The sequence below is a fragment of the Ehrlichia canis str. Jake genome, assembly GCF_000012565.1.
In the GTDB taxonomy this organism is placed as follows: Bacteria; Pseudomonadota; Alphaproteobacteria; order Rickettsiales; family Anaplasmataceae; genus Ehrlichia; species Ehrlichia canis.
This window is the reverse complement of record NC_007354.1, coordinates 58,184-76,834: the sequence shown is the minus strand read 5'-3', so window position 1 is coordinate 76,834 and position 18,651 is coordinate 58,184. Positions and strand designations below refer to the sequence as shown.

Annotated in this window: 12 protein-coding genes and 2 tRNA genes; 5 read left to right on the top strand and 9 right to left on the bottom strand. The window is 29.6% G+C overall.

Going from position 1 to position 18,651, the window contains the following annotated elements; translation table 11 throughout:
- The first annotated feature begins 137 nt into the window (after positions 1-137).
- Together ECAJ_RS00325 and ECAJ_RS00320 are read left to right on the top strand one after the other, a co-directional pair.
- A complete protein-coding gene (locus tag ECAJ_RS00325; protein WP_011304188.1) occupies positions 138-1,043 on the top strand; it encodes a class I fructose-bisphosphate aldolase in 906 nt (301 codons plus the stop codon).
- Positions 1,043-1,114 (top strand) — tRNA-Cys (locus ECAJ_RS00320). The genes ECAJ_RS00325 and ECAJ_RS00320 overlap by 1 nt, the downstream gene beginning before the upstream one ends.
- A 1,102-nt stretch (positions 1,115-2,216) precedes the next feature.
- Here ECAJ_RS00320 and secF read toward each other — a convergent pair.
- Entirely contained in the window at positions 2,217-3,098 is an 882-nt protein-coding gene (secF, locus tag ECAJ_RS00315; RefSeq protein ID WP_011304187.1) for a protein translocase subunit SecF, read from the bottom strand.
- 1,191 nt (positions 3,099-4,289) lie between these two features.
- Here secF and ECAJ_RS00310 point away from each other — a divergent pair.
- On the top strand, positions 4,290-4,658 hold the full coding sequence (locus ECAJ_RS00310; RefSeq protein ID WP_011304186.1) for a YraN family protein: 369 nt from the start codon (positions 4,290-4,292) through the stop codon (positions 4,656-4,658).
- A 6-nt stretch (positions 4,659-4,664) separates the two neighbouring features.
- Here ECAJ_RS00310 and hemA read toward each other — a convergent pair whose 3' ends face one another.
- The 3 genes from hemA to ECAJ_RS00295 all read right to left on the bottom strand — a co-directional run bounded on the left by hemA (position 4,665) and on the right by ECAJ_RS00295 (position 7,247).
- Positions 4,665-5,861: a 5-aminolevulinate synthase gene (gene hemA / locus ECAJ_RS00305; protein WP_011304185.1), complete on the bottom strand. Its 1,197-nt coding sequence runs from the start codon at positions 5,859-5,861 to the stop codon at positions 4,665-4,667.
- A gap of 25 nt (positions 5,862-5,886) precedes the next feature.
- Entirely contained in the window at positions 5,887-7,143 is a 1,257-nt protein-coding gene (gene tyrS, locus ECAJ_RS00300; protein WP_011304184.1) for a tyrosine--tRNA ligase, read from the bottom strand.
- A 31-nt stretch (positions 7,144-7,174) separates the two neighbouring features.
- Positions 7,175-7,247 (bottom strand) — tRNA-Lys (locus tag ECAJ_RS00295).
- A gap of 202 nt (positions 7,248-7,449) precedes the next feature.
- Between ECAJ_RS00295 and glnA the strand changes: the two genes are divergently transcribed.
- A complete protein-coding gene (gene glnA / locus ECAJ_RS00290) occupies positions 7,450-8,862 on the top strand; it encodes a type I glutamate--ammonia ligase (protein ID WP_044262099.1) in 1,413 nt (470 codons plus the stop codon).
- A 189-nt stretch (positions 8,863-9,051) separates the two neighbouring features.
- Positions 9,052-10,029, top strand: a complete 978-nt coding sequence (locus ECAJ_RS00285) for a polyprenyl synthetase family protein (protein WP_011304182.1) — start codon at positions 9,052-9,054, stop codon at positions 10,027-10,029.
- A 446-nt stretch (positions 10,030-10,475) separates the two neighbouring features.
- Here the strand turns inward: ECAJ_RS00285 and ECAJ_RS00280 are convergent, their stop codons facing one another.
- From ECAJ_RS00280 to polA, 5 genes are all read right to left on the bottom strand, one after another.
- The gene (locus ECAJ_RS00280) at positions 10,476-12,308 is read right to left on the bottom strand and encodes an ankyrin repeat domain-containing protein (RefSeq protein ID WP_231243049.1); all 1,833 of its coding nucleotides are present in this window, start codon (positions 12,306-12,308) and stop codon (positions 10,476-10,478) included.
- Between the two features lie 132 nt (positions 12,309-12,440).
- Complete coding sequence (locus ECAJ_RS00275; protein ID WP_011304180.1) at positions 12,441-13,157, bottom strand: ABC transporter ATP-binding protein; 717 nt, start codon at positions 13,155-13,157, stop codon at positions 12,441-12,443.
- Positions 13,158-13,168: 11 nt separating this feature from the next.
- Positions 13,169-13,966, bottom strand: a complete 798-nt coding sequence (locus ECAJ_RS00270; RefSeq protein ID WP_011304179.1) for an MlaE family ABC transporter permease — start codon at positions 13,964-13,966, stop codon at positions 13,169-13,171.
- 635 nt (positions 13,967-14,601) lie between these two features.
- Positions 14,602-15,252: a ribulose-phosphate 3-epimerase gene (gene rpe, locus ECAJ_RS00265; protein ID WP_044262098.1), complete on the bottom strand. Its 651-nt coding sequence runs from the start codon at positions 15,250-15,252 to the stop codon at positions 14,602-14,604.
- Positions 15,253-15,919: 667 nt separating this feature from the next.
- On the bottom strand, positions 15,920-18,505 hold the full coding sequence (gene polA, locus ECAJ_RS00260) for a DNA polymerase I (protein ID WP_011304177.1): 2,586 nt from the start codon (positions 18,503-18,505) through the stop codon (positions 15,920-15,922).
- Positions 18,506-18,651: the final 146 nt, after the last annotated feature.

The window sequence follows — 18,651 nt, the reverse complement described above, 5'->3', positions numbered from 1 at the left end:
CTTATCAATCACATATTCTAGATTCTTTTTCCTGATTTTCTACACACGCATTCGAATAACTACACATGTTATTTTATTCTTGTAGTAGATAAAAAATTTGCTAATATTATTGTGTTTGTTTAATATGTAGAAACTTTGTGCTAGCCAATAATCCTATACAAGATATTCTAGGATTCTATGAAAGTGAGAACCCAGGTGTCAAAGCAAATCTAACAAGAATGCTATTGCACGGTAAAGTTGCAGGTAGTGGGAAATTGCTAATACTACCTGTAGATCAAGGCATGGAACACGGACCAACTAAGAGTTTCGCAAAAAACTATCAGTCTTATGATCCACATTATCACTTTCAATTAGCACTTGAAGGAGGGTTTAGTGCATTCGCAGCTCCAATTGGTATGCTTGAAGCCGGTGCATCTACATATGCTGGTCTCATACCTCTTATTCTTAAAATAAATAGTTCTATACTGCTTTCACCAAAAAACAGTTTTCCTGACCAAGTTGTCACATCTTCTGTAAAAGATGCTTTAAGATTAGGGTGTTCAGCTATAGGATTAACTATCTATCCAGGTTCACACAATTTCTTCTCAATGATCAGGGAGACAAGAGATCTTATTGCAGAAGCAAAAGCAGCAGGTTTAGCAGTTGTGATATGGTCATACCCACGTGGAAATGATATTTCAAAACAAGGAGAAACAGCAGTAGATATAGTAGCATATGCTGCACATATTGCAGCATCACTTGGTGCAAACATTATCAAAGTTAAGCTACCAACAAGTCACATAGAGAGAGATTCTATCCCCTATGATATTTCAGACTTAAAGCAAAGGGTAGAGTACGTAAAATTATCTTGCTTTTCAGGGAGGAGATTAGTTGTTTTCTCAGGTGGAGAAGCAAAAACTGACGAAGAGTTGTTGCAAGAAATACAATCAATCAAATCAGGCAAAGGCGATGGGTCAATTATAGGACGTAATTCCTTTCAAAGATCAAAAAACAATGCTATATTAATGCTAGAACAAATAGCAAAAATCTACAATAGTTATTAGGCTGGATGGCAGAATGGCTTATGCAGAGGACTGCAAATCCTTTTATACCGGTTCAATTCCGGTTCCGGCCTCCCATTAATTGTAAATATATCAAGTAATATTGTATTGAGTAAGCTACAAATCTTGTAGTAACAAGCACTTACTAGTTTAAATTTTTAAAACTAATACATAACATACCATACTAAGTATTATCTTATTCTTTATTAAAGTATATAAAATCAGCACGTTAAATTAATAAATTCATTATTATACATGTTACAACATAACAAATATAAAAACGTGCAATATTGATAAGTAACACGTTTATTTATACAGCTATAAATATTCTTATTATAAGTTTTATAAGTTCACAGCCGATAATAAACTTCACTATTAACAATGGTTACTTCTTATATATGTCGATAATTCAATAAGTAGGATGAATTTCTTGTTGTACTATTATAACAAGTATAAAGGTGCTACATTAATTGACCAACAAGTCTATAGCATAGCAACAAATTTCTTTGTCACAGTTTAAACTTTTAGAATGTGCTTCACAACAGCACTATTTTCCACACTGATCATCAAATACACGAACCATTGCAATATTAATAAAGCCAATTATTAATATAAGTTTACAATAAGCTTCACTATTGATTCTTAACACAAAAAGTATACCACTATACAATATCAATCTTTCCCTTATGTTACACATAACAAAAATTGTAATATTGACAAGTTACAACTTATAGAACAATCAATTTTTTTATTAATAGTGCAATTTTTAAAATTGGATAAAATACATTATCATCTATAGATTGTAAACCTTCAATTAAACTATCAAAACATTATAAATTAACTATTTACCCAACCACATTTTATGTGAAACAATCTTCACTAAATTTCACAATCAATAACACTGCAAAAAAGACTCAAATTCTATGCTAATACATAAAACAATGTTGTAATATTGGTTACATTCACTTATTATAGAAGTTCATCATAACCAATATTATCAACTGTGTTTACCTTAAAGATATATATCAAATATATAATACTAAAAAAGACTTAGCAGTACATAAAATTGTAGTTTAAACCTTATTACTATCAAAAAAATTTCATAAATAAATAACACTGTTTGATAACATGGATTATCAATTATTGAGTACTTATAGAAAAAATATCCTAAATACCTCAAGTTTTAATAACGTTATTAGATAAAGACGCTGTTGCTATAAATATTGAAGAATATGTACCAACAGCTATACCAAAAAATACAATAATACTTAACTCTCTAACAGTACCTTGACACAACAATATCAAAGGAAGAGATGCTAACATGGTAGTACCAGAAGTTAATATAGTTCTAGATAAAGTAGCATTAATACTCACATTAATTATATCAGATAACTTTTTTTGTAATTTCTTTCTAAGTAATTCCCTAATTCTATCATATATTACCACAGAATCATTTACTGAATAGCCAATAACGGTTAAAATTGCAGCAGTAGAAGAGAGATTAAACTCAATATTACATAAGCTAATCAAACCTAACGTCAATATTACATCGTGTATCAGTGCTAAAACACCACCTAATGCAAATCTCCATTGAAATCTTACCCACAAATATAAAAACATTCCTAACAATGAAAAAATTATTGCACATAGTCCTTCAAAAATCTGCTTATATCCAACCTGTGGTCCAACATAATCTATTTTTAAATAAGTTACTTCACCTAATATTTCACCTAATGCTAATTTTATCTTTTCAATAGTATCAGTATGATTTACATCTTTTCCACTCTTAAAACGAATCATTAACTCTTTATCATTATTTCTAAAACTTTGTACAGAAAACCCTACAAAACCTTTTTCTTGCAACTTCAATGTAACATTTTTAGTATCTATTTGACTTGCACGAAGTTCAATAACAATACCACCTGCAAAATCTGTACCAAAGCATACACCCTTAAATAAAACAAGTAATATTGATATAAGCATCAGGACACCACTGCAAAACATAGCACACATCCTGTACTTAGAAAAATTTATATTTGTACCATTACGAAAAATCACTATCAAACACTATATGTTAATTCACTAAGCCTATGTTATTTCGCAGTCTTATTCAAGAAAAAACACTTTTTCACAATGTAACACAAGATGAAATAATTATACTGACAGCTTTATACAAAAATTATTATCCAATCATTTTTAGAACACTATATGTCACTTTCAATATAAAATTATATTTCTATTTTAAAACACAAATACAAATATATTACTTGAACAAATGCGTGAATTTGATGATACTACAAAAAATTTAACACACTGCTCTTCATCAATAGTTTCATGATATAGTATATATCAACATGACAGAACATTTACCTCTATATTAAGTAAACGTGCTACTTATTAATACTACATATTTATATGTCGTGTGAAATACTATCGTTAAATGTGATCAGTAGTAAAGCTTATCGTAAACTTATAATGGCTTTGTTACAAATGGTTCATGTATTTTATCAGAGTTGATAATAAAGCATCGTTGCGTTATGGAATACATTTTTAAAGTCAAAACTATGATAAGGAAATTTATCGCTATATATTGTTGATTAATTAATATTGCACTTTTATACTTGTGTATAATACAATGAGCAAATTCATCCTACATATTGAATTATCGACATGTATAAGAAGTAACCACTGTTAATAGTGAAGTTTATTATCAGCTTTAAAAGGAAGAATTACAGGAGATACATTCACATTATTTGGTACTTTGAAACAGCAATAATAATACATCATTACATACAAGTACTAAACATAGGGCATTATTGAAGAAACTACAGACTCAATTGAAAATCATTTTTATACACAATAAAGATCAATCCTCCCTGATAATCACATTCACAATGCTCTAAAGCCATTTGGCAACTGCTACAATATAACACTTGATAGGCATTTGTACTAAAAGTATAAAAGATACTGCATTATACATACAATTATCAGTCACAAAACACTATCTGATAAATTCAATGAAACCTGATGCAAAAAATCTAACACATTGATTTTTACTGATAGTACTATTTTAACATATATCTAAAAAAATTATCTGAGATATACTTACACTATTTGGCATTTTAAAGTAGCAAAACAATACAAAGTGCACTGCATACAAATAGGTACAAAAAGCATAATAGTTTATAATCATTTCCATTCTACTAGAAAATTTGATATATTGACTTTTATTAATATTTTTACCACATCATGCAAATCAAAAAGAATTATTTAAAAGTTACCTACAACATGATAGGTTATTTGGGAGAAGTAATTATAATTTGGATCTTAAAGTGTAAAAGATATCATATTATAAAACACAGATACAAGTGTACTTTAGGTGAAGTTGATATCATTGCATTTAAAAATCAAACCTTGGTTTTTATAGAAGTCAAAACTAGTATACTCAGATCAGAAATTCCTATTACTTATAAACAACAACAATCAATTATCAGAGTAGCAAAACACTTTATCACTTACTATACAAAATTTGAAAAATATAACATAAGATTTGATCTATACTTTCTTTCACTTTCAAAAGGATTAATACACATCACAAATGCTTGGCAAGAAACTTAACTTTACTTAACATACTATTTTAAATCTACCCAAAACATCAACTAGTGCTTGAGTTAATATATCTATCATTTCATCTGTATGATAAGGTGTCGGAGTAATCCTCAATCTTTCTGTACCAACAGGTACAGTAGGATAATTAATAGACTGTATATATATTTTATAATCATTAAGTAATATTTTTGAAATATCTTTACAAGCTACTGGATCCCCTATAATAATAGGAATAATATGTGTATCCGTTTTCAAAAAATTAATACCAGTTCTAGAAAAAGATTCCTTTACTTTGTTAACAACTTCACGCTGTTTTTCTCTTTCAACAGAACTATTTTTTAAATGTTCAACACTTATTCTAGCAGAAGACGCAATAAGAGGAGATAAAGCCGTAGTAAAAATGAAACCAGGAGCAAAACTTCTAACAACATCTATTAAACTCTTAGATCCAGTAATATATCCACCCATAACTCCAAAAGCTTTGGAAAGAGTACCTTGAATAATAGTAATTCTATCAGAGATATTTTCCTGTTCCGATATACCACCACCATGATTTCCATACATACCAACTGCATGTACTTCATCCAAATAGGTCATTGCACCATATTCATCAGCTAAATCACAAATTTCTGCAATTGGTGCTATATCTCCATCCATAGAATATAAAGATTCAAATATTATAATCTTAGGTAAAGACCTATCAACAGACTTTAATAAAGCTTCAAGATGTTTAACATCATTATGTTTAAATATATGCTTTGCCCTATTACTTCCTCTAATTCCCTCTATCATAGAGGAGTGATTTTTCTCATCTGAAAACACTACAATATCTGGAATAACAGAAAGCAATGTACTGATAGTAGTCTGGTTTGCAACATAACCACATACAAAAGTTAAAGCTGCAGGTTTTTTATGTAAATCGGCTAATGATTCTTCAAGCTCAATAATCTCTTTTGTAGTACCAGAAATATTTCTAGTACCACCAGCACCAACACTACTGCTATAATTTTTTATAGCAAGCATTACATGCTCACTTTGCCCCATACCTAAATAATCATTGCTGCACCATAATGTTACTACATTATTCACATTACACTCAATAGCATAAGGGAATTGACCAGGAATGCGAGAAAATCCAGTAAATTCTCTATATCTACCTTCTTCCTTTATACGTTTAATCTTGTTATCAAATATTTCTTCATAATTTGTCATATCTTCTTCTATCCTATGTTTTTGACTAAAAACTACTCTTCAACATTATTTTTAAATGACGCTTTTTCCCACAACTCAATTTAACATAGGATGCATTACAAAAATGTTCTAAGGACAATTTGTAATTTACATCTAATACAACTACATCATTAATTTTACATCCTTTATCATTGATGAGCCTTCTTGCACTACTACTACTTTTTTCCAGACCAGATATCTGAAGTAATTTTATTATAGGCAATCCTAAATCTACATCACATCTATCCACATAAAAAGTTGACAAACCGGAATCATCATTACACTCAAAAACTTTAAGTGCATCAGCAGCAATATTTTTAGCAATTTCTTCCCCATGACATATTTTAGTAGCTTCAGTAGCTAACATTTTTTTCGCTTCATTAATTTCGTGTCCTTGCAAAAGCTCTAATTCTTTTATTTTATCAAGAGGTAATTCAGTAAATAATTTTAAAAAACGTCCAACATCTTCATCTCTGACATTACGAAAATATTGCCAATAATCAACAGGGCTATACATATCACCATTCAGCCATACTGCACCTTGTGCAGTTTTACCCATCTTTTCACCAGAACTTGTAAGTACTAAATTAGTTGTAAGACCAAAAAGTTCTGATAACTGTAACTTCCTACCTAACTCCACACCACTAACAATGTTTCCCCACTGATCAGAACCACCTATTTGTAATAAACAATTATATCGCCTATTAAGCTCTACAAAATCATAGGACTGTAATAACATATAATTAAATTCTAAAAAACTAAGATTCTGCTCCCTTTCTAAACGCAATCTTACACTATCAAAAGTCAACATGTTATTGACAGAAAAATGTCTGCCTATGTTCCTTAAAAATTCTATGTAATTTAAATCATCCAACCACTCAGCATTACATACCAATAGACCATCAGTGGACCCACTCCCAAACTTAATAAACTTTTTTAATACATCATAAATTCCTAATGCATTTTCTTCAATTTCATCAGAACATAACATTGTTCGCGATTTATCTTTACCAGAAGGGTCCCCTATTTTAGTTGTACCATTTCCCAATAATACTATAGGTTTATGACCAAACTTTTGAAGGTATCTTAAAATCATAATTTGCACTAAGCTACCAACGTGTAGACTTTTAGCAGTACAATCAAACCCTATATATGTAGGCACACATTGTTTACTCATTAACTGATCTAATGCACTAACGTTAGTACATTGATTAAAATATCCACGAGAATATAAAAAACTTAAGAATTGAGACTCTAACTTCATTTTAGAAACAGATCATTATAAAAATAAAAAGTGATCCCGGCGCGAATCGAACGCGCGACACACTGATTAAAAGTCAATTGCTCTACCGACTGAGCTACGGGATCTTAATCAAAGATAAAAGTAGTATATAATATTGAATCATCTTCCTAAAATTAAGTAAAGATTTTTCTTTATTTTCTGTAACAACATAACTCAATAAACTTATACATCTACCAATTACATTACATAACAAATTATAAATTATGTATGTTGCAAAAACACAAGAAACTTGATATCCTATCTGTTTTTAAGCTTGGTAACCTTATCATGTTCCTTTCTACAGAGGATACTTTAAACTACATAAAAAAAAATGCAATAAATTTTATAGATTTAAGATTCACAGATTCTAACGGGAGGTGGCATCATATAACACGTAGTGCAGAAACTACAGATGCACAAGTGCTTTTAACAGGAATTAATTTTGACAGCTCATCAATTTCTGGATGGCAGTCAATAGAAAAATCTGACATGATATTATTACCAGACATCAGTACAGCTTTTGTAGATCCATTCTCTGCTCAATCAACATTAGTCATAATTTGTAATATAGTAGATCCGTACAATCAATCTCAATACGCTAAAGATCCACGATATACAGCACAAAAAGCATATGAATATATGCTCTCTACAGGAATTGCTGATAAGTGTTATTTTGGACCAGAAGTAGAGTTTTTTGTCTTCGACAATGTTCAATTTTATACAGGAATGTACGATTCTTACTTTAAAATAGAGTCAGCAGAACATGATATTTCGTATCAAAGAAGAGAATTTTCTAACAATAATCACCGTCCAAGAGTTAAAGGAGGATACATGCCAACTCCTCCTATTGATTCATTACACGACATCAGATCAGAAATGTTAACAATGTTCAAAGAAGTAGGTATTACACCTCTAATACATCACCATGAAGTTGCCGCATCACAATGTGAAGTCGGGTTTCAGTATGACGAGTTACTTGCTAGTGCAGATAATGTACAAAAATGCAAATACATAGTACATGGAGTTACATCATCTTATGGGAAAACTGCAACTTTTATGCCAAAACCAGTTATCAAAGATAATGGTAGTGGTATGCACTGTCACCAATCTCTGTGGAAAGATAACGTCAACCTTTTTGTGAATTCTGATGGAAATATATCAGACACCTGTTTATACTACATAGGTGGTATTATAAAATATGGAAAAGCAATTAATGCATTCACGAATCCTTCAACAAACAGTTATAAAAGATTAGTACCACACTTTGAAGCCCCAACTTGGTTAACTTACTCATATGAAAATAGGTCTGCTGCAATTCGTATACCATACGTACCACAAAATGATGTTAATGCTAAAAGAATAGAGGTACGTTTTCCAGACCCACTTGCAAATCCTTATTTATGTTTTTCTGCACAGTTAATGGCTGGCTTATATGGTATACAAAATAAAATTCACCCAGGGCCTGCAATAGATAAAAACCTATATTCACTAAATAAAGCAGAATTACAACAATTAAGTTCTGTTGCAAATTCTCTTGAAGATTCTTTAGAATCCTTAGATAAGGATAGAGAATTTTTACTAGCAGGAAATGTGTTTACTAATGATCAAATTGACTCATATATAAATCTTAAAACACTGGAAGTAAAAGATCTACAACTACATCCACATCCTATTGAATTTATAAATTATTATAGTTCATAAGCACAGAGTAAATGTCCTTTGTTACTCTTCTAATATAAATAGAGTTAATAATGAAGTTGATACATAAATATGATATAAATCATCATGGTGCCACATATTTGTACTCATTGTTTCATATTTCTATGAATACAAAGTTAACAAACTTTACTACAAATACAAATATTATAAAAACTCTTGGAATTACTAAACATGACAAATGAATTTAACAATACACTTTTACAATTAAAATCACTAATTCAGCAAGATTTAGATGCAATGGAAATTTTAATATCACAGCATAGTGATAAACACATTGCCCTAATTACAGAAATTATACATCACTTAATTAAATCTGGAGGGAAGAGAATACGTCCTATAATTTTTTTCATCATATGCAAGATGCTAAACTGTACAAATGAAAATAAAATACTTATTGCAGCAGCGATTGAATTTATACATAATGCCACATTGTTACATGATGATGTAATAGACGAAAGTGACCTTAGAAGAGGGAAAAAAACTTCCAATTTCATATGGGGAAACAAAGCAAGCATTTTAGTTGGAGATTTTCTGCTTGCTATATCTTTTCAATGGCTTATAGAATGTAAGAATCTTAACATACTATCCATACTCTCCCAAACATCTAATACTATTGTAGTAGGAGAGATACAACAAATGCTTTCTAGTCATAACATCAACATTTCCAAAGAAAAATATATTGAAATTATCTCTGCAAAAACAGCATCTCTGTTTGGAGCAACTTGTGAATCTGCTGCTCACCTTGCCCAAGTTAATCTACAAGAAAGCAAAGCATTAAAAAGTTTTGGCAATAACTTTGGTATTGCTTTTCAAATAATGGATGATATTCTCGACTATACAGCTTCAAATGCACAATTTGGTAAAAAATTAGGGAATGATCTTTCAACAGGAAAAACAACTTTACCAGTTATTATTGCATATCAAAACGCAACACCAGAAGAAAAAAAATTCTGGGACCAAATATCTGTTAACCAAAACTTAGAACAGGCTATATCCTATATTAAATCACACAATGCTATTGAAAAGTCATTAGAAATAGCAACAGCTTATATCGATCAGGCAAAAGCTTGTTTAACCATTTTCTCAGAATCAAATTACAAGATGTGTTTAAATAAACTACTAGACTGCATTTTATACAGAGGGTATTAAAAAAATTAGAGTAGTAGATTATAAAAGCAACTCAGCATGACATATTAAAAGAAAAGGTTTAATATACTTTACAATGAATGCAAGTCAACTTCACCTTCCACACACTAATAACTTTAAAAGAGAATTTTATAGTTAAAAAGAAACTCAAGCTTCTTTTATTCTATATCTATTTCACACTGATAATCTTAAAAAATATTCAATGACAGACAAATCTAACTCCTCCTTTAAATCCATACTTTTATAAAACAAAATATATGAAATTCTTACAGCATTTACAACTAAAGATAAGCAAAACCTAATTTTACCTTATTCTTTGTTCAATGGTCATAACAATCAAATCTTACCAGTAGTGTAAAAATTACATCCTATCTACTTATAAATCCAAGAAATGGTATTAATCTGTTTAAACTTTCTTACTAATACAAGAAAAGTTTATAGCAAAATTTCTAAGTAATATTTATCTCTTTAGTAGAACCTATTGCTTCAATATTCAAATGTGACAATAATACACCTCTTATGTTTTCTTTCTCATACATCATTGCTTTATCATTACAACAATCTATTTGTTTAGCATACAAAGCATAAGCAACACAAACAGCAGTAAAAAAAACTATTGATATAACAGCAAATAGTACAGATCTATAAACACCTTTTTCACACCATAAAATATCCCTTTCTTTAAAATGCAATACAGCATTCAGTACACATAAAAGTATAAATACTGCAATAACAAATAAAGATACAAATTTAAATCCATTACGTTCTTTTTTAAGACTGTGACACCTAGCTCTCGACTCTGATATTTTAGCAAATTTACTGTATATTAAGTCATGAATATACTTTGTATACTTATACAAACTATGCCCATATCTGTTTTTACCAATATTCTTTTTATCAAAACATAACTTTACGCACAGTTCATTCTGTGCATGAATTCTAGAATCATATATAGGCAATCTGCTACTCATTTCAGAAAAATCTTCCAATAATGCCTTAAGATTTCCATCACCTACACTTGTAATAGCAGACGTCATTATGTCATATACAGTATGCCCTCTCTCATCCCTTACTTCAAATAATCTCCACAAAGGTACAGAAGTTAGCAGCAATCTATATGCATCCACACATTGTACTAGATAATTTTTTATTTCACTTGATAACTCTTCATCTCTTCCCCTCACTGACATTACAACATCTCTCATCTCTGATAGAGATAAATCCATAACATCTTTTAGCTGCCACATATTATCTCTATAAGTTATGTTATAAAATGAAAGTATCTTTGCAAAATTAATCAAATAAACTGATGACATGATATGCAACGGTGTATCTCCATGGGAATTTTGTTGTACAATCATTGCAGGTGCATTTTTCAAAAAGTATTTAACAATATCCATATTTAAATATGGAGCACACGCTACATAATGCATTGGATTATTGCCATCTACATCCAATTCATTAAGTATCTCTACCCTGTTATATATTAATAGCTGTATAATTTCACATAAAAAACTCTCTTGCTTTTTTGTATTACAAATATTCACAGCATAATGCAGTGCATTCCTACCACACTTATCAAGTCTATATTGAGAAAACCCTATCAAAAATTCTTTCACTAATGAATACGCTAACTCACTAAGTTGAGGATCCTCTATTAGAAAATATAATTTAGCTAATGCACTCATAGCATCAGGAACAAGAGGATCACAAGGTCGATCTGAATAAGCTAAGAATTCAGAAACTTGTTCAGGAGAAATTTTCTGTTCAGCAACAGCTTTATTAATTTTATCAGCCAGTATTCTTACAGCTTGTATAACACATTCAAACATCTGAGCTTTATACTCTAACTGACGCTGTCGTAGAATTTGTGGATCCACTTCTTCTTCTGAAGTTTCATCGCTATCTAATACATTAAATAACGTTCTATAAACACTATTAGAAATAGATTGATATGCTAGTTTCAACTTACTAGTAATGTCTTTTATATCACTAACTTGAGAAGCTACAACTCTACCCTGATCCATACTAGATTGATCAATTGCTTCTGATAATAATTCTTTAAGCCGAGCTCGGAGAGTATTACTGGAGTTATTTTTAATACCAGATATATCATACAATGACATGATTAAATAGTAAAATACCGTGCCAAGCTCATTCTTTAGCAGTAAAATATCTTCACTTTCCAAAGATTCCAGCATCTTAAGAAATGACTTATCTTCATTTAATATCTTACTCAATATGAGAGGTTTAACATATCTTGTTACAGCTATTTTATGCATCATTAACATGGAAACACCACATCATACAAAATTCCCATTTTATTAATTGCAATCAAAACAAAACCTTAATTTTTTAATGATTATAAAGATTCTAACCATTGATTGCGAAACATAAAACAAAAATTTTAACTATTAATTACGACATATAAAATTTTTTACATATTGATTATCTATATTTCTGATATCTTGAACGGATTCACACGCAATAATCTTTCCATTATACAATACAGCTATTTTGCTAGCAATTTTAAAGGCACTACTAATATCATGTGTAATAGTAATAACCGTTAAGTTAAATTCCTTATGACACTTTATTATAATCTCATTTACAACATCAGACATTATTGGATCTAATCCCGACGTTGGTTCATCGAGTATCATAATCTTAGGTTCGCTAACAATCGCCCTAGCCAGTGCTATCCTTTTCTTCATACCACCAGATAATTCAATAGGATACCTATCCAATACATCATCACCTAATCCTACTAAGTTTAGTCCAGAAGCAGCAATCTTCCTTGACAAACTTCTATCACGGTTAAATCTGTAATGTAAGTTAAAAGCAATATTTTCACACACTGTTAAACTATCAAACAAAGCACAATTTTGAAATAAAACACCAAAATTTTTAATTAAGCTTTTATCATGCCTAATATCAACCCCACTAATAACAACCTTCCCAGAAGTAGGAGCAATTAAGCCTAGTATTGTTTTCGTTAATACAGATTTTCCACTACCTGATTCTCCCACAATAACTAATGATTCCCCATATGCAATATCAAGACTTATTCCCTTTAACACTTGATGTCCACGAAAATCTATATGCAAGTCAGATAAAGAAATGTAATGCATAAAACTAACTACTATGAATAAAATACGGTAATTACATAATTGAGTAAGATGATAAACATAGATGAAACAACAACAACATAGGTAGTAGCCATTCCAACACCTCTAGCTCCACCACTACAATAATAACCGCTATAACAACCCATAAAGGATATTATAAAACCAAATACTGTAGCTTTAATTAATCCTAAAATAACATCTTTAACATGTAAAAACTTCATTATTCCTCTAACATATATTTCAGGCGTATAGCCCAACTGATACGAGCCAACAATATAGCCACCATAAGCACCGATTAAATCAGCACACAAAATCAGCAGAGGCATTGCAATCATTGCAGAAATAATTCTGGGAACGATTAAATATTTAAATGGATTAGTATCCAACGTAAACAAAGCATCTATTTGCTCAGTAATACGCATAGTACCTATTTCAGCAGCAATTGCTGCTCCTACACGTCCTGCAATAATAAGCCCAATTAACACCGGACCTAATTCTCTCACTATAGCAACTACAACTACTCCAGAAACAAAATCACCTGAAACGTTATTATGTATTATTAAAGAATTCTGCAAAATCAAAACTGCACCAGTAAATATAGCAGTTATTCCAACTATTGGCAGTGAAAAAAAGAAGATTTCTATAAACTGCTTAAATATAACTCCGTAGTAATAAGGAGGCATAAAACAATTACACACAAATTTTACAAAAAAAACAAAAGAATGTCCTATATTAAAAATCAAATTGATTACGTATTTACCAACAGTTTCCAACAACCAAAACAATCCTAAATGTAAACGCAGAAATTGCATAAAGCTACACCAAAATCTTTGAACAAAGTATACAACAAACTTTACATGTAATTACTTTTATTATAATCCACCTTACCAGTAACAATAAACTCATCAAATCAGCAATAAAAACACTTACATCAGTAGAATATAAAAACCATCATACAATCTCTTTAAAAACAATATTTAGGCATTTTAAAATTTTAATCAGTCAATATATCAAAAAGTTAATAATTTATTTAAGATTTAAATTAATATAATACTAAAATCTGTATTCCTGCAACTCAAAAGTAATACCAGTTTATAAATTATATTATACCTAATAAGTTATATACGTAACACTTTAATATAAAAAATTTAAGATTTTATAAAACTGCTCAGTAGCATATTACTATAACAACATTAGTTATCTACAATTGACACATTCTCATATACTATATAAGACATTATTATATCTATCTTAACAAAGGATATATAAAAATATTGCAGAATAAACTGACACTCCAACAAATAAAATTTTACTTTAGAAGATGAATATATTAGATAATACCAATATTTCACTATGCTAATACAACACACAGATAAATTTCAAAATAAGCTTTGTATAGTTTATTAACACATCATTTGTTCAAAGTATAAAGTCAATACAAACAAGCCTACAAAAAAGATTTAAGCTTTTGTACGTAATCTAATACATTTTTTGCCTTAAAAATTGCAGATCCAACAACCAAAATATCTGCTCCAGCTTCTATCACACTTTTAGCATTGTCAATATTAACACCACCATCAACAGCTATTTTAGTTTTTAATGAATATTTTTCTATCATACTACGAACACGTGAAATTTTATCTAACTGAGATACAATAAACTGTTGTCCACTAAAGCCAGGATTTACAGTCATAATTAATACAAGATCAAGTTCAAAAATAATATATTCTAAAATACTATAGTGAGATGTTGGAACAAGAGATAAACCAGCATCCTTACCATAAGATTTTATCTTCTTTATTACACGATCTAAATGCACCTCAGATTCTGCATGCACAGTAATCATATCTGCACCTGCATTAACAAAAGTTTCGATATAATTACTAGGAGAATTTATCATTAGATGCACATCAAACGGTATTTTTGTACATTCCCTTATTGCCGACACAACAACAGGTCCTATAGTAATATTAGGAACAAAATTACCATCCATCACATCTATATGAATATAATCCACACTTGCATTTTCAAGCACTTCTATTGATTTACTTAAATTAGCAAAATCTGCTGATAATATAGAACTAGACACTTCTACAATTCTTTTCTTTTTTAACACGTGAATCTTGATAATGAGATATATGACTTACAGTCTACCGAACTCTATACAATTTTCAAGTATGCAGATAAAAAATAAGATTTTTCATAGATGTTATATACTACATACCACTCAGAAAGTTTTAATATGCATAATTCACTGCATAACATAAAACTATTACAGTCATATTTAAATTACAAACACATTATTAACTTTAATAGTTGATTGCTACATAAACTTAATAACAAAAATATTTTACTGATTTTGATAACATTAGACAGCCTTGATGTTACCATTAAAACAACATTTTTATAATGTTAAATAAATTCATGTTTAGTGAGATCAAAGTACAAATACTTTAAACTTACAATATTTTTAAACATGTAACTAACTAATTACAATTATTAATTACAGATAATGATGTTTATTTCCCACATTTTAACACACAAAATGATTTCAATATTACCATTACAATAACAGCAGTAATATGTTGTCAGGCAAAATTAAATTCAGGAATTTCCGTTTAATACTCTTAAGTACATAACTTACTGATAGCAGATTGTTAACTAGTTATAGAATACCATTACTACACAGCTTTAATAACATTAAGTAATTTTAATATTACATAATTAAACAAACTTTGGTATTTTTAAATCTAATAAAAATATCATTACGTTGTACTGCTATTATATGGTACCAAATCAGCCCAATTATCTCCTATATTAAAATCAACTTTTAATGGTACTGACAATTTAACTATATTCTCCATCACTTCCCTTATTATTTTTACTGCATCATCTACTTGTTCTTCTAAAATCTCAAATAGTAGCTCATCATGTACTTGAAGTATAAGTGAACCATTTTTCAATTTATCAAACAAATGAATCATAGACATTTTTATGATATCAGCTGATGTTCCTTGTAATGGAGCATTGATGGCTGCTCTCTCAGAAAAATTCCTAGCTGTAACATTATCGCTATTAATATCTTTTACAAAACATTTTCTACCAAAAATGGTACGAGTATAACCATGAGTTTTTGCATAAGCCTTAATATTTTCCATATAAGACTGAATTTCTGGATATGATCTAAAATAGTTGTTGATATATGTACTTGCTTCTGATCTAGAAATACTAAGTTGTTTAGCCAATCCAAATGCACTCATTCCATAAATTATACCAAAGTTTATTGACTTTGCCCTTCTTCTTAAATTTTTATCCAATTTTTCAGTATTAAATATCTGCTTTGCCGTTATTGAATGTATATCTTGATTTAAAAAAAATGCATTTTTAAATGCTTGTACGTCAGCTATATGCGCCATTATACGCAATTCTATTTGTGAATAATCAGCAGAAATCAACTTATATCCTTTTTTCGCAATAAATGCTCTCCTTATAGAATTACCTTCTTCACTTCTAACTGGAATATTCTGTAAATTCGGATTACTTGAACTCAAACGACCAGTAGCAGTAGATACCATAGAATAAAAAGTATGTACTCTCCCACTATTACTATTCTTCTGCTTCTCTAAAACATCAGTATAAGTAGTTTTTAACTTTGTCAAGTGACGCCATTTTAATATTTTGTCTGCTATTTCAACATCATTAAACGCAAGATCACTTAGCACTTCAGCATCTGTACTATAATTACCTGAACTTAATTTCTTCCCTTTTTTGATACCCATCTTATCAAACAAGATATTCCCTAACTGTTTTGAGGATGCTATATTAAATTCTGCACCTGAAAGCTTATATATTTCACTTTCCAACATATTGATTTTTTCTGAAAAAGTAGCTGATAATGTTTTCAAAACATCAACATTAACTAATACACCTATTTTTTCCATATTATCTAACACACGAATCAATGGTTTTTCAACTCTTTCGTAAACAGTGTACAGCCTATCTACAAACAAACTTTTTCTCAATAATTCATGCAACAATAATAAATTTGCCGCATTCATATTAGTAATGCTTTGCTCAACATTATAACTGATTATATTTTGTAATGAATGATCATGCACACCAGGATTTAAAACATATGACATTACCATAATGTCATTAAAAGCTACAATATCTAAATTAGGAATGATTTTTAACAATGTTTTTACATCATATATTACTTTTAATATGTAACCCAGGCTAAATATTGGCTTAATAAACTCTAATGCATCATCTACATGATCTTTATCAATGTAAAAAAACACCTCTTTCCTATAAGACAAAGAAATACTACCAATCGAATTATCGACTATTTCTATATGCAAGGCTATTATCCCTTCACTTTTACAGTTTTCAATAAATACACTAAGTCCTTCAGCAGAATACTGTATTGCTTTATCACTTGTCACAATGTCACTACTATTATTAAGATTCCGATTAGTAGAAGGAACATTTTGCTTAAAAATTTTATTAACTTTGTTAATTAACGATTGTAATTCATATTTCTTTAAAAATGCAGTCAGCTCATGTATCTCAGAATTTTGAAAAATATACTTTTCTATACCCCCACATATATCTACAGTATCACATAAAGTTACTAGTTGACGAGACAATATTGCTTGATCACTATATTGCACTATTGATTCTCGACACCTATTTGTTTTAATTTCTTGCGCACGTAGTAACAGATCATTTAATGATCCAAAATCATTAAGCAACTTTGCTGCAGTTTTCACACCAATACCTGGTACTCCAGGTATATTATCTGATGCATCACCAGTTAAAGATAAAAAATCCAACAATTGATTCGATGAAATACCAAATTTATTATGTACATCTTCTTCTTCAATGTATCTATTTTTTATTGGATCAAATATACGAATACCATAATTTAAAAGCTGTAGCAAATCCTTATCTGATGTTACAACTGTTACTTCCACATCTTGTAACTGACTGTATTTTTTAGTAAGAGTTGCTATTACATCATCAGCCTCATACCCTATAACTTCTTCAGAAGCAATATTAAACGCACTAACAGCCTCTCTTAACAATGAAAATTGTGATATTAAATCGTTAGGAAGTTTAGGACGATTACTTTTATATTCAGGATATATATCATGACGAAAATTTTTGCTACCAGTATCAAATACAACAACTAAATAATCAGTTGAATGCTTTTCTATATATTTCAAAAAGATGTTGATAAAACCATAAACTCCACCAATAGGTAATCCATAGGATGTACTCAGATTTGGTAATGCATAGTACGCTCTAAAGAGCAATCCATAAGCATCTATAACTGTAAAAATACGCATTATAAAATATGTTATATAAAATTTACAAATTTTATACTTTGTAACTCTATTAGTACATATAATTTCACAATTAAGAACATTTAAAAATTTTCAGTAATTTTTATAAATTTGAGGTACAAAAGAATTCATAAACGATCACAACCTAC